This window comes from uncultured Veillonella sp. (genome assembly GCF_905209685.1).
Taxonomy (GTDB): domain Bacteria; phylum Bacillota; class Negativicutes; order Veillonellales; family Veillonellaceae; genus Veillonella.
Genome location: NZ_CAJLUB010000048.1, coordinates 1 through 11,618, shown reverse-complemented (window position 1 = coordinate 11,618; position 11,618 = coordinate 1). Strand labels below are relative to the sequence as shown.

Below are 11,618 nucleotides of genomic sequence, written 5' to 3'. Positions count from 1 at the left end.
AGGGCGTTGGCGCTACGGATATGAACGCATACGAAGAAATCGTATATGAAGGTTATGGTCCTGCCGGTGTTGCCGTTACTGTAGAAGTTATGACGGATAATCGTAACCGTGCGGCTGCTGATGTGCGTCATGCTTTCTCCAAACAAGGTGGTAATCTTGGTGAAAGCGGTTGCGTAGGCTGGATGTTCAAATCTAAAGGCGTTTTCGTTATCGATAAAGAAGGTCATGACGAAGATGAATTGACTATGCTTGCTCTTGAAGCAGGTGCAGAAGATCTTAAGTCTGAAGATGATGTATTTGAAATTTATACTACTCCTGAAGACTATGATGCTGTAGAAGCAGCTCTTGCTGATGCGGGCATTGAAACAGAAGTAGCTAAAATTACAATGATTCCAGATACAACTATTGAGTTGACTGGTGATGATGCTGTAAAAATGCAAAAAATGCTCGACGTATTGGATGATCTTGATGATGTGCAAAACGTATATCACAATGGTATTTTGCCAGACGACGAAGAAGAATAATTATGATAAGGAGCACTTTAAAGGTGCTCCTTTTTTATGTATTTTTTAGAGAACCATTGGGAATATGAAAATTAATGAGTTTCTTATAAATTTTTCTATGGAAATTCATGAACTTCGATGTGGTATTGTGCTATAATAAAATAGATTATGTAATGGAGGTAGGCGACAGCTTATCTCATTTTTAAACTAAGGGGGTTAAGGTGCGAATTATAGGTATTGACCCAGGCACGGCTATATGCGGTTATGGCATTATTGACGTGAAGGGGAGCAAATTAACACCTGTAGCCTATGGGGCTATTACAACTCCTAAGGAATTAACAGATTCACAGCGGTTGGAAATTTTATTTAATGACCTAAGTGATATTCTAGAGGAATTCAAGCCTGATAAGTTCGGGGTAGAAGAATTATTCTTCAACCGCAATGTAACGACGGCCATCAAGGTCGGTCAAGCACGTGGTGTTATCTTATTAGCGGCTGAACAACAGCGTATTCCTATTTATGAATATACACCGCTGCAAATCAAGCAAGCCGTTACAGGTTACGGCAAGGCTGATAAGAATCAGGTCATTTATATGACAATGAATATTTTGGGGATTCGTGAGAAAATTAAGCCTGATGATACGGCAGATGCATTGGCTGTCGCTATTTGTACGGCTCATAGTTCTCACAATGATAGATTGAAGAGGTTGGTATAATGATAGGGTATGTACGGGGCATCGTAACACATCTCTTTAAAGAGTCTTGTTATGTAGATGTACATGGCGTAGGGTATCGTGTATATGTGCCGACCACTACGCGACAACAATTGATTGAAGGTCATGAGGCGATGCTATTCACGTATCTCAATGTACGTGAAGATGCGATGCAACTCTATGGCTTTTGGACGGAAGAGGAGTATGAGTTGTTTATTTTACTCATTTCTGTTTCTGGTATAGGGCCTAAGGTGGGGCTTGGCATCTTGTCTGGCATGACACCAGAGGCTTTCAAATTAGCTGTTATCAATGGCCAAGTGCAGCAATTAACGAAATTGCCGGGCATTGGTAAGAAGTCTGCAGAGCGACTTGTTCTTGAATTAAAGGATAAGTTAGCGAAGATGACGCATATATCTGCAGAATCACCAGCAGCCATACAGCCGATGGGCGTTGCTGCTAGTGGTGCTGCCGGTGAGGCCATTGAGGCTCTTGTGTCGCTAGGCTATTCAGAGCGAGATGTGGCTGATATTGTAGAGTCTTTAGATGATGGTAAGCGTGATGTATCTGAGTTGATTAAGGTCAGCTTGATTGAGCTTGGGAAAGGACGATAAGGATGAACGAAGAAGTACGCCTTGTCGGAAATGGCGAGCACGAAGAAGATATGTGGCAATATAGCTTGCGACCAAAATTCTTTAACGAATATGTTGGTCAAGAAGAGGCTAAAGGCAATCTAAATGTCTATATTCAGGCTGCAAAGCAGCGTGGTGAAGCATTAGATCATGTATTGCTGTATGGTCCACCAGGTCTAGGAAAGACTACATTAGCAGGTATTATTGCGAATGAATTGGGTGTTAACTTTCGCATAACATCTGGTCCTGCTATTGAAAAGTCAGGCGACTTGGCTGCGATCTTAACGAATTTAGATGATCACGATGTATTATTTATCGATGAAATTCATCGCTTGTCTCGCAGTGTAGAGGAAGTATTGTACTCTGCTATGGAGGACTATGCAATCGATATTATCATCGGTAAGGGCCCAAGTGCTCGAACGGTGCGCATCGATTTGCCAAAGTTTACTTTGGTAGGTGCTACCACACGAGCTGGGGCTTTGGCGGCACCATTGCGGGACCGCTTTGGGATTATTAACCGGTTGGAATATTATAAACAACCGGAATTAGAGTTTATTGTGACTCGGGCGGCAGAAATACTCCATATCGGTATTGAGTCGACTGGGGCCAGTGAAATTGCGCGTCGTTCAAGGGGAACGCCGCGTATCGCAAATCGTCTACTTAAACGGGTACGTGATTTTGCACAAGTCATAGGTGATGGGGTTATCACTCAAAGTATTGCAGATGATGCGTTACAGCGTTTATATATTGACAAAGAAGGGCTCGATCGAATCGATCGACGTGTGTTGGAGTGTATTATTGAAAAGTATGATGGCGGTCCGGTAGGAATAGATACTATTGCAGCTGCTATCAGCGAAGAGAGAGATACCATCGAAGATGTGTATGAACCATATTTGATGCAATTAGGATTTTTAGGACGTACACCGCGTGGGAGGGTGGCTACTAAACTTGCCTATGAGCATTTAGGTATTTCACAGACAGGGAAATAACAATGAAAACGAAACGATTACAATTGATGATAATGGCAACTTTGTTTTTAGGTGTAAATATTGGCGGTGCATCTGTTGCACAAGGGGCTACATTGCAACATAAAAGTGCAGTAGTGACTAAAAAGCCAACGCCGAAATCAACAGTATCTACAACAAATGTATCGAAAGTAAATACGACGAAGCGGTCAACTTTTCGACCACTTGTAACTAAACCGGCTCCAAAGCCTGTGGCAAAAGTGACTCCGAAGTCAAATGCAACTAAGGCTGCAGCAACAGCTCAAAAACCTGTTGCAAAATCTACAGTTACTAGTGCCAAGGCTACAACGGTAAAACCAGCTGCATCTAAGGCTGTAAAAACTTCTGATGCCAATAGTATTAAAGCTAATACGGCTGCTATTACGCGTAATAAAGTAGGTTCTGTTGTTACACCTGCTACGGAGCGTGTAGAAAATGTACCAAATGTACGCGTGTTATTGGGTAGTCGCAGTTCTGATGCTACAGTTACATCTACTGCTAATATGGTTGTATTAAATGGTGCTAATGGTCAAGTTAGTACAATCAGTGCAAACCGTGGTACCTCTGTTGGTATTCGAAGTGGTAAAATTGCTGTCAATGGAAAGGCCATTGATACGGTAGTTACATTAAAACCAGCCAATAGTGATGCATCATTCTTGTTTGAAGGCAAAGGCTATCGTGGAGGACTTACATTACGTGCTAATAATGGAAAGATGATGGTCATTAATTCTGTACCTCTTGAAGATTATCTTTACGGCGTAGTTCCGCAAGAAGTCGTTCCATCTTGGCCAGCAGCTGCACTAGAAGCACAAGCTGTAGCTGCTCGAACTTATGCTCTTCATACTATGGAAGAGAATAAAGGTAAGCTGTATGATGTAAGTACGTCCACAGATCACCAAGTCTATAATGGGGTTAGTGGTGAAACGCAAGCTACCACAAATGCAGTTAATAAAACAAAGGGTATGGTTATGTTATATAATCAACGCCCTATTAATGCTTTATTCCATTCTGATGGTGGCGGTTATACTGAAGATAGCGTCAATGTTTGGGGTAGCGATGTACCGTATTTGAAAGGTGTAAAGGATTTTAGTACTGGCACATCTACATCGAACTGGACAGTGACTACTTCTCGTCAGGCCCTTGAAAGTAAGCTTAACGCAGCTAGTAAAGGGGTTGGTAAATTGAAGAGCATTCAATTGACACCTCTTGGCAAGCCAGGTCAACAAACATCTGACCGCGGTGTATCTGGCCGAATTAAGAGTGCTACTTTCATAGGTACCTCTGGCAAAACGACTATTGATGGAGATTCTTTACGCAGTATTTTAGGCTTGAAATCAACACTATTTGATTTTTATGTAAATTATAACCCAGCTAAAGGTACGGGTAAGGCGTATCATAATTTTACTGGTAGCAATGATACTGTCTATATTAAAGGCCACGGTTGGGGACATGGTCTTGGTATGTCTCAATGGGGCGCTGCAGAAATGGCTAAGCGTGCGACACCAGGGGATACAAATTATTACCAAACTATTTTGCGTCACTACTATAGTGGCATTACATTAAAGAAAATGTACTAATAAGGATTGCGATGAAAGTTACAGATTTTGATTATGAATTACCAGAGGAACTAATTGCTCAACATCCTGTAGAGCCTCGTGATACAGCGAGACTGTTGACCTTAGACAAGGTTACAGGTGAGGTTGCGCATAAAGAGCATTTTTACGATTTGCTAGATGAACTTCACGAAGGGGATGTACTTGTATTTAATAATACAAAGGTTATTCCTGCGAGATTATATGGCCAACGTCAAGGCTCTGGTGGCAAGGTTGAGGTATTGCTCCTCACACCATGTGGTGAAAATCGCTGGGAATGCCTTGTTAAACCTGGTAAAAAATGTCCTATTGGTCAAGTTATCGAATTTGATGACCGATTAAGTGGGACCGTTATAGATAAAACTGAGTTTGGAGGTCGTATCATTGAATTCACTTGCGATGGTGTATTTGATGATGTGATACAAGAAATCGGTGAAATGCCATTACCTCCATATATTCATGAGAAGCTAGAAGATAAAGATCGTTATCAAACCGTTTATGCTAAGGAGAAAGGTTCAGCTGCAGCTCCAACAGCAGGGCTTCACTTTACACCTGAACTATTAGAAAAGATAAAAGCGAAAGGTGTAGAGTTAGAATTTGTTACATTGCATGTTGGCCTTGGAACATTTAGACCTGTATCAGCAGAGACAATTGAGGACCATGAAATGCATAGTGAGTTTTTCGTCGTTTCTCAAGATACAGCTGATCGTATTAATGCGGCTAAAAGAAACGGACGCCGTATTATTGCGGTAGGTACTACTTCTGTGCGTACCCTTGAGTCTGCTACTAATGATGACGGTATACTACAAGGTATTAGTGGATGGACTCAAATCTTTATCTATCCTGGTTATAAATTTAAGATGATTGATGCATTGGTAACGAATTTCCATTTGCCTCAATCTACATTGTTAATGTTAATTAGTGCATTAGCCGGTCGTGAACATTGTTTAGCGGCCTACGAAGAAGCTGTTCGAGAACGTTATCGCTTCTTTAGCTTTGGCGACGCTATGTTTATTCGTTAGGAGGGACTATGCCAAGTATTACCTATGAATTACAAAAGACATGTCCTCATACGGGGGCTCGTGCTGGTTTATTGCATACGCCACATGGTACCTTCCAAACGCCTATGTTTATGCCTGTAGGTACACAAGCTACAGTTAAAACTATGACGCCTGAGGAATTAAAGGCGATGGGATCTCAAGTCATCTTGAGCAACACGTACCATTTATTCCTTCGTCCTGGTCCTGAACTCGTAGAAGAAGCAGGTGGCTTACATAAATTTATGAACTGGGATCAAGCTATTTTAACTGATAGCGGTGGCTTCCAAGTATTTAGCTTAGGCGATATGCGTAAGATTACTGAGGAGGGTGTAACCTTTAGATCTCATATTGATGGGTCTAAACAGTTTTTATCTCCAGAGGTGGCAACAAAGGTACAAGAGCAATTAGGTTCTGATATTGCGATGGCCTTTGATGAATGTATTCCGTATCCTGCGGACCATGATTATGCGAAACGCTCAACAGCGCGTACCACACGTTGGGCTCATCGTTGCCAAGAGGCTCGTAAAGCCCATGACTGTCAAGGAATGTTTGGTATTGTCCAAGGTGGTATGTACAAAGACTTGCGCAAACAAAGTGCGGAAGAGCTGGTAGCTATGGACTTTGAAGGCTATAGTATTGGTGGCTTATCCGTTGGGGAACCTCATGATTTGATGAATGAAATCTTAGAATATACTACGCCACTATTGCCAACTAACAAGGCTCGTTATTTAATGGGCGTTGGTACGGCGGATTGCCTTGTAGAAGGCGTAGCACGTGGTATTGATATGTTCGACTGCGTATATCCTACACGAGTTGCTCGAAATGGGATGGCCATGACTTGGAACGGTCGCCTTAATATTCGAAATGCGCAGTTTGCTCATGATTGGGGTCCGTTAGAAGAAGGCTGCCAATGTTATACATGTAAAAATTATTCTCGTGCTTATATTCGTCACTTGTATAAGGCGGAAGAAATTTTGGCATTGCGTCTCGTAACATACCATAATCTTTACTTCTTGCTTGAGTTTATGCGTCAAATGAGACAAGCCATCTTAGAAGATCGGTTCCCACAATTTAGAATGCAATTTTGGGATAGCTTTAAAAAATAGTAATTAAGTCTAGTCAAATCTATATTAGGTGGCTATACTAGAAAAGAAAAACATATTTATTATACTAGGAGGATAAAATGGAAGATATTTTACAAGTGTTGCAAACTAGCTGGCCTATTTTGTTGATGGTCGTAATCTTTTATTTCTTATTGTGGCGTCCACAAAAGAAACAACAAAAAGAGCGCGCTAATTTGTTAGGCAGCTTGAAGAAAGGCCAAAAAATCGTTACTATCGGCGGTATTTATGGCGAAATCGTTGAACTTGATGATGAAAAAGTAAAGGTTCAAGTATCTGAAAAAGTGGAGTTAACATTTGCGCGTTCTGCAATTGCTAACGTACTTTCCAAGAAAAACAAGGAAGAAAAATAATGAATACAAAGGAAGCAGTGCGCCGGGCGTGCAAGGCCCAGCGCGCTGCTTTATCCGTTGCTGATTGTAATACTTGGATTACGCTTTTGACAGATCAAATTGTTAATAGTCCTGAGTATATATCAGCTAATAGCATTATGGCCTATTTGGCGATGCCCAAGGAGGCCAATTTAGACGATGTTATTCGTCATGCTTTAGAACATGGCAAATCCGTATATGTTCCAGTATGTACAGATAAGACGACCATGATTGCCGTTCGTCTTAAGTCTCTAGAATCTATCACTCGGGGTGTGTTAAATATACGCATTCCCTCTGAGCCATACGAGGTTATTAATCCACATGACTTGGATTTGATTTTAGTGCCTGGTGCTGGCTTTGACCGTCAAGGCGGTCGCATGGGGATGGGGAATGGGTACTATGATCGATTTCTCAAGGAACTTTCACCACGTACATTTATGGGCGTATGCTGGTCAGTACAATTGTGGAATATACCAATTCCAATGGATGAACTGGACCAACGGATGAGCAAAATTGTAACGGAGCAAGGCGTTATACATTGCGTATAGTAGTAGAAGGGAGCAACTATTTTGAACGGTAAAGCTATTATCAAGTTTTTAGTAGTCATTGCTGCCATCATTGGATTGTTTGCGTATTTTATTCAACCATTAGCAGGCTCTTTGAAACAAGGTCTAGACTTGCAAGGTGGTACGCACATTGTATTAGAAGCAGAGGACTCTGCGACTGGTGCAGCTGACAATGATGCAGTGGAACGAGCGAAGCAAATCTTAGAGCGTCGTATTAATGAAATGGGTTTGTCTGAACCATTAGTACAACGTGAAGGTGCTCGTCGTATTATCATCGAATTGCCAGGTGTAAAAGATCCTGACGAAGCGATTAAACGTATCGGTAAGACAGCAGTCTTGGAATTTAAAAACGACCAAGGTCAAACTGTTATGACTGGTGATGATTTAAAAGATGCAAAAGAAGAGTTAGGTCAAAATAAACAACCACTCGTTGCTATTGAATTAAGCGATGAAGGGGCTAAGAAATTTGCTGATTTAACATCTAAAAATATTGGTCGTCGTATTGCCATTACATTGGATGGTAAAGAATTGACTAATCCTGTAGTACAACAAGCAATTACAGGTGGTAAAGCAACTATCTCTGGTAGTCAAAGCTTAGAAGAAGCTAAAGACTTGGCTATTTTATTACGTTCCGGTGCATTGCCTGTTAAAATTAATGTATTGGAAGTACGTACAGTTGGTCCTTCTTTGGGTCAAGACTCCAAGGATAAATCTGTTGTAGCCTTCAGTGCTGGTATTGCAATGATCATGATTTTCTTGGTTATTTTATATCGTTTTTCTGGTATTGTAGCTAATATTGCATTACTTGTATATGTTATGCTCTTATTGCTCGTATTAGGTAAAGGCTTTAATGCGACTATGACATTGCCAGGTATCGCGGGTATTATCTTATCCATGGGTGTTGCTGTAGATGCGAACATTCTTATCTTTGAACGTTTTAAAGAAGAGGTGTTCTCCGGTAAGTCCATGCGTGTAGCCATGGAAGCTGGTTTCAGTCGTGCTTTAGCAACAATTACAGATGCGAACGTATCTGTTATCATTACTGCTGCTATCTTGACAATCTTAGGCTCTGGCCCTGTAAAAGGTTTCGCTATCAGCTTAGGCGTAGGTGTTGTTGTAAGTATGTTCACAGCGATTACTGTGAGCCATTTCTTATTGCGCTTACTTATTGATTGTAACTTTACGAACCATCCATTCTGGTTTGGTGCGAATATCTCTCCAAGCACAAGTGCTGACGCATTTGCACCAAAATCTTTGAAAGGAGGTAAACGCAAATGACATTAGACGTAATTAAGCATCATCGTTGGTGGTTTGCTATTTCCTCCACACTTGTTATTATCAGTTTGATTTCCATCTTTACTAAAGGCTTTAACTTTGGTATTGATTATACTGGTGGTACGATTGTTGAAGTTGTATTTGATCAGCCCGTAGAGGTTAGTCAAGTTCGTGACGTCCTAAAAGAATATAATCTTGAAAACGCACAAATTCAGCTTTCTGGCGATACTACTGGTGATACAGCGGGCGAAGACGTAATGATTCGTACACGTAATCTTGAGCCTAGTGAAAGTGCCGCTGTGATTGAATCTTTGACTAAATCTATTGGTAACAATACAGTTAAACGTATTGAAACTGTAGGTGCTGTAATTGGTTCCGAAGTTACAGAACATGCGTTGTTAAATCTTGTTATAGCGTTTGCGGCATTAGCATTGTATATTTCTTATCGCTTTGAATATAAAGTTGCTATTTCTGCGCTCGTTGCTATTTTCCATGATTTGATTATGGTTCTTGGGGTATTCTCTTATTTCCAATTAGAAATTGATGCGTCTTTCTTGGCGGCTATTCTTACGGTTGTAGGTTACTCCATGAATGAATCTGTAGTTATCTTTGACCGTGTTCGCGAAAATACACATACACATAAACGTTCTGATACATTTGCAGATCTTGCGAATGCATCTATTACACAAAGTATTCACCGTAGTTTCTATACATTGGCTACCGTTATGTTTGCCTGTGTATCCCTTTATCTATTCGGTGGGGACACTACAAAGAACTTTGCTCTTTGTATGATTATTGGTTTTGCTAGTGGTGCGTATTCCTCTATCTGTGTAGCTACATCCTTATGGGTTATGTGGAAGAGTCGCAACAAGAACGATATCCGCAATCAACAATAATATATAATGCTTTTACCTATTATTGGTAAAAGTATAAGAACCTCTCTGTATTATATTCAGAGAGGTTCTTTTTATGTATCATCTACTAATAAATTATTACCATGGATAACTCATACATATATGTATAGGATATGTATATAGTAAGGTCTATACTTATTGAATTCTTTGTATATGGGGCGTAAAATAGCAAAGTAACACAATGTTGAAAAGGGGATAGATAAATGGATTCAAATCGATTATGGAGCCCTGCTTTTATAAACTATGGTATAAGCAGTGGCATTTTATATATGACACAATATGTTCTCGTAGCAGCCTTGCCGATAGTTATAACCTCTGAATTAAGTGGAAGTGATTTAGATGCGGGATTAGCGATGACCTATTTTCAAATAGGCACAATTCTATGTAGGCTCTTTGCAGGTCGCTTGATTAATGGCTTTAACAAACGAGTTGTATTACTACTATCAACTGCTTTATTTTTCATCATTATGGGGCTCTTTAATTTTACAACCTCTTTAGAAGCCATCTTTGTATTGCGGGGGCTACATGGTGTTGTATTTGCTTTAGGCACAACTGTAATGGCGGCGTTGGCGGTATTGGTGTTACCTCCTAATCGAAAGGGGGAGGGCATCAATATGTTTGCTATCTTTTCGAATGTGGCAATGGTGTTGGGGCCTGCAATAGGCTTATATGCACTTGCTTCATATGGTAGTATAGCTCTCTATCTTTTCTTAACTATTATGACAGGGTTAGTCCTAGTATTGAGTAATAGTATTCCCTTATCAAAAGAATTAGCAATGCCTAAACCATCTACTCACAAAGGGTGGCATATATCTCAATTTATTGAAAAAAGAAGTTTGCCTTGGGCTTTAATGGGACTGTTTATTGGCTTTACCTATTCTGGTGTGTTAGTATTTATTCCCATTGAGTTAAATAGTATGGGGTCTGGTATTTGGGGCAGTGCATTTTTTGCTATCTTTGCTGTAATGATCATAATCAGTCGACCTCTAGTAGGAAAAGCATATGCTCGGTATGGCTCTAAATATATTATCTACCCAGGCCTAGTACTCTTTATACTAGGACTATTAGCGTTAGGAATAGCTACTACGCCATTAACCATAATATTAACGGCCCCTTTGTTAGGTTTAGGTTATGGTGCAGCACAACCAGCATTTCAAGCGTTAGCCATTCAATCAGCACCAATAGAACGGGCTGGGGTATCGACAGCAACATATTTTTTAGCATTAGATATAAGTGTGGGGGCGGGATCTGTCATTCTTGCTCTGTTAGCTAGTGCTGTAGGATATCAGTATCTTTATATGTTTACAGCGGTGACAATGATTGTAGCGTTGGCTTTATATCATATATGGATAAAGAGGTATACGCCTCTAGAACTGTAAAACAAATATAGTGATATAGTAAAAGCTACTAACCGTATTAGACTATTAGACACAATATAATAATCAATCCTTAGAATGTATTTTATGGTATGTTCTAAGGATTTTTCTTTTATCAAACAGTTATAAGCTTATAGGTTTATAAGATAGTACTTAAAAATAATATGAATAAAGATAAAAGAGAAAATAGTGTTATAAAATTTAAATCCTTAAATTTGTCGAAATTAGAAGTAATTTTTGTAATGTGTAGTGAAAATAAAATGAAGTTGTAAAAATGGCCACTTTATGTGTTGACGATATTTTTATTTATGCTATACTTATACAAGTCGTTAGGACACAGCACAAACGACAAGCAAAAAACTTCTAAAAAAGTTTTGAAAAAGTGCTTGACGGAATGAGCTGAACTTGATAGAATAATCAAGTCGCCAGTTGATGAAACACTTCGAAAGAGGTCGTGGAAACTGGTACAGATCTTTGAAAACTGAACAATGATAGGTAATCAATCATATGATTG

Annotated in this window: 12 protein-coding genes; all 12 read left to right on the top strand. The window is 39.9% G+C overall.

Going from position 1 to position 11,618, the window contains the following annotated elements:
• The coding region (locus tag QZ055_RS05070; protein ID WP_295825071.1) for a YebC/PmpR family DNA-binding transcriptional regulator at positions 1-524 on the top strand (524 nt) is incomplete at its 5' end.
• A gap of 200 nt (positions 525-724) precedes the next feature.
• Positions 725-1,219, top strand: a complete 495-nt coding sequence (ruvC, locus tag QZ055_RS05065; RefSeq protein WP_005387349.1) for a crossover junction endodeoxyribonuclease RuvC — start codon at positions 725-727, stop codon at positions 1,217-1,219.
• Complete coding sequence (gene ruvA, locus QZ055_RS05060; protein ID WP_105090330.1) at positions 1,219-1,827, top strand: Holliday junction branch migration protein RuvA; 609 nt, start codon at positions 1,219-1,221, stop codon at positions 1,825-1,827. Before ruvC ends, ruvA begins: the two co-directional genes overlap by 1 nt.
• Before the next feature lie 2 nt (positions 1,828-1,829).
• The gene (gene ruvB, locus QZ055_RS05055) at positions 1,830-2,834 is read left to right on the top strand and encodes a Holliday junction branch migration DNA helicase RuvB (protein ID WP_295825065.1); all 1,005 of its coding nucleotides are present in this window, start codon (positions 1,830-1,832) and stop codon (positions 2,832-2,834) included.
• 2 nt (positions 2,835-2,836) lie between these two features.
• Entirely contained in the window at positions 2,837-4,426 is a 1,590-nt protein-coding gene (locus QZ055_RS05050) for a SpoIID/LytB domain-containing protein (protein WP_295825063.1), read from the top strand.
• A gap of 11 nt (positions 4,427-4,437) precedes the next feature.
• Positions 4,438-5,463: a tRNA preQ1(34) S-adenosylmethionine ribosyltransferase-isomerase QueA gene (gene queA / locus QZ055_RS05045; protein WP_295825061.1), complete on the top strand. Its 1,026-nt coding sequence runs from the start codon at positions 4,438-4,440 to the stop codon at positions 5,461-5,463.
• A gap of 8 nt (positions 5,464-5,471) precedes the next feature.
• Positions 5,472-6,587 (top strand): tRNA guanosine(34) transglycosylase Tgt, encoded by a 1,116-nt coding sequence (tgt, locus tag QZ055_RS05040; RefSeq protein ID WP_227720956.1) that lies wholly within the window; start codon positions 5,472-5,474, stop codon positions 6,585-6,587.
• Between the two features lie 77 nt (positions 6,588-6,664).
• Positions 6,665-6,955: a preprotein translocase subunit YajC gene (gene yajC / locus QZ055_RS05035; RefSeq protein WP_005387358.1), complete on the top strand. Its 291-nt coding sequence runs from the start codon at positions 6,665-6,667 to the stop codon at positions 6,953-6,955.
• Positions 6,955-7,521 carry a 5-formyltetrahydrofolate cyclo-ligase gene (locus QZ055_RS05030; protein WP_295825058.1) on the top strand — a complete coding sequence of 189 codons (567 nt, stop codon included), beginning with the start codon at positions 6,955-6,957 and terminating at the stop codon, positions 7,519-7,521. The genes yajC and QZ055_RS05030 overlap by 1 nt, the downstream gene beginning before the upstream one ends.
• Positions 7,522-7,542: 21 nt before the next feature.
• Positions 7,543-8,817 carry a protein translocase subunit SecD gene (secD, locus tag QZ055_RS05025; RefSeq protein WP_295231649.1) on the top strand — a complete coding sequence of 425 codons (1,275 nt, stop codon included), beginning with the start codon at positions 7,543-7,545 and terminating at the stop codon, positions 8,815-8,817.
• Positions 8,814-9,710 carry a protein translocase subunit SecF gene (gene secF / locus QZ055_RS05020; RefSeq protein WP_005387361.1) on the top strand — a complete coding sequence of 299 codons (897 nt, stop codon included), beginning with the start codon at positions 8,814-8,816 and terminating at the stop codon, positions 9,708-9,710. Before secD ends, secF begins: the two co-directional genes overlap by 4 nt.
• 221 nt (positions 9,711-9,931) lie before the next feature.
• The gene (locus QZ055_RS05015; RefSeq protein WP_295825056.1) at positions 9,932-11,107 is read left to right on the top strand and encodes an MFS transporter; all 1,176 of its coding nucleotides are present in this window, start codon (positions 9,932-9,934) and stop codon (positions 11,105-11,107) included.
• Positions 11,108-11,618: the final 511 nt, after the last annotated feature.

Bases quoted from the DNA above. Each gene is read 5' to 3' on its own strand.
- ruvA (WP_105090330.1), top strand. From the start codon at position 1,219: ATGATAGGGTATGTACGGGGCATCGTAACACATCTCTTTAAAGAGTCT.
- ruvB (WP_295825065.1), top strand. From the start codon at position 1,830: ATGAACGAAGAAGTACGCCTTGTCGGAAATGGCGAGCACGAAGAAGAT.
- QZ055_RS05050 (WP_295825063.1), top strand. From the start codon at position 2,837: ATGAAAACGAAACGATTACAATTGATGATAATGGCAACTTTGTTTTTA.
- queA (WP_295825061.1), top strand. From the start codon at position 4,438: ATGAAAGTTACAGATTTTGATTATGAATTACCAGAGGAACTAATTGCT.
- tgt (WP_227720956.1), top strand. From the start codon at position 5,472: ATGCCAAGTATTACCTATGAATTACAAAAGACATGTCCTCATACGGGG.
- yajC (WP_005387358.1), top strand. From the start codon at position 6,665: ATGGAAGATATTTTACAAGTGTTGCAAACTAGCTGGCCTATTTTGTTG.
- QZ055_RS05030 (WP_295825058.1), top strand. From the start codon at position 6,955: ATGAATACAAAGGAAGCAGTGCGCCGGGCGTGCAAGGCCCAGCGCGCT.
- secF (WP_005387361.1), top strand. From the start codon at position 8,814: ATGACATTAGACGTAATTAAGCATCATCGTTGGTGGTTTGCTATTTCC.
- QZ055_RS05015 (WP_295825056.1), top strand. From the start codon at position 9,932: ATGGATTCAAATCGATTATGGAGCCCTGCTTTTATAAACTATGGTATA.